The organism is Endozoicomonas sp. ONNA1 (genome assembly GCF_024606325.1).
GTDB lineage: Bacteria > Pseudomonadota > Gammaproteobacteria > Pseudomonadales > Endozoicomonadaceae > Endozoicomonas_A.
On sequence record NZ_JAHHPN010000200.1, the window covers coordinates 1 to 1,595 of the forward strand.

Annotated in this window: 2 protein-coding genes; both read left to right on the forward strand. The window is 47.6% G+C overall.

Features of this window, described 5'->3' with window-relative positions; genetic code table 11:
* Positions 1 to 173 precede the first annotated feature (173 nt).
* Positions 174 to 1,298, forward strand: coding sequence for a hypothetical protein (locus tag KDK19_RS04675; protein ID WP_257282014.1), 1,125 nt, complete (start codon positions 174 to 176; stop codon positions 1,296 to 1,298).
* A gap of 9 nt (positions 1,299 to 1,307) precedes the next feature.
* Positions 1,308 to 1,595, forward strand: a 288-nt coding sequence (locus KDK19_RS04680) for a hypothetical protein (protein WP_257291449.1), incomplete at its 3' end; no start/stop codon positions are given.

Here is a 1,595-nt window from a genome sequence, read left to right on the forward strand (position 1 = left end):
GACGGCGTAGATAAGTCTACATAATTACAGATTATGTTAGATTTTTAGTAGCGGCCAGAAAGCAACCTGAACCATTAATTTTTTTTCAGCACCTGCCAGTGGATTGTCCTATTCTCACTGAGTTTGTCAGGACATAGGGTTGGCGGATGCTTCTCTTTTGCGGTTTACGGTCTGTGTTTTTGAATCTGATGCTGGTGACTTCCTGTTGGGGCAGTGTTGAGTCACTGGAGCGGAAAGTTCTCATAGATGTCCAGTACGACATTAACAGTCTCTATTTTGGTTATGTATTTGCCGAAGAATATAACAGGCTGTTTAAAGCCATAATGGTTTCAGTGCGTCAAGTCTATGACCGCTATGAGCAGGAACATTGGCCAGAAGGCCATTTTGCTCCAGACAATCAGACAGAAGCCCGACAGCTGCTGCTCACCAGACTTTTTCAGGAGGCCACCCGCCACACTATAGCGAACGTCACGGGTGGCTATGTTGTGGATGAGACTCACCCGGGCCGTCCCATGTTTCACCTCCTGCAGGCATTCAGTAATGCTCCGGCCATGGAAGAATCCCGGGATGTTAATCAGTGGTATCAAACCCAGCCGGTGTTGCTTCAGGGGGTTTTGGCTGAAGATCGTCGGGACTCCATGGAAAGCCTGATTGAGGAAGCTGTACTGAACAGTTTCAGAGCATTTCCGTCCAACCCACTTTCCCCGAAAGAGTTAGCCCGACAACTCGGTTTTATTCTGGTAGAAATGCAGGAGCTTTTTCTCCGTGGCAAGGGGCTCCGGTCTCTTGGCTACAAGGTCGAGCAGCAAAAACAGAACCCGGAGATTGCCAATGACCCTGCATTTATTCTTTATCTTTCCTTTTTGACTGAACGGTTTAATAGCCATGACACCCTCTGGCATACAGAGAGTCAGGAGAGCAAGTGGCGTCAGCAACCGGAAGACCTCTCGGCCCTGTTTATGGAAGCTGCCCATCGTGAAAATTATGGTATTGAATGGTATCAGCAGGTTCGCAGAATTCTGGATGGAGAAAAACCGGTCAGTGAAAAGCTGTTCAGGCAACACTTCTCGAGGGAAGATGAACTGGAAAGCTGGATCAAAACCGGGCTCAGCGTTCCGGTTGTCACGGTGATCAGCACCATGGTGGTGTATGTCAGGATTCTTTTATATGTATATGAAATGTTTTCGCCAAGGTTAAGAAGGGCTTTGTTAAATCGATTCATGTCAGCAAACCATTCATCGCTTTTTCAGCACCTGCCAGTGGGTTGTCCAATGCTGCCTGAATTTTTCAGGATATAGGGTTTGCCGATGGTTGTGTTTCGCAGTTTATTGTCCGTTTTTGTCAGCTTGATGCTGATAACGTGCTGCTGGGGCAGTGTTGAGTCACCCGAGCAAAAAGCGGTCAGGCTTGTCCGGATCCATCTCAACGATCTCTATTTGGATTATGTCTTTGCCGAAGAGAATGGGAGTCTGTTAAAAGCCATCATGGTTTCATTGAGGCAACTCTATGACCGCTACGAGCTGGATCAGTGGCTGGAAAATGACTCTGGATCAGGCAATCATACAGAAGCCCGACAGCAGCTACTCACCAGAGTT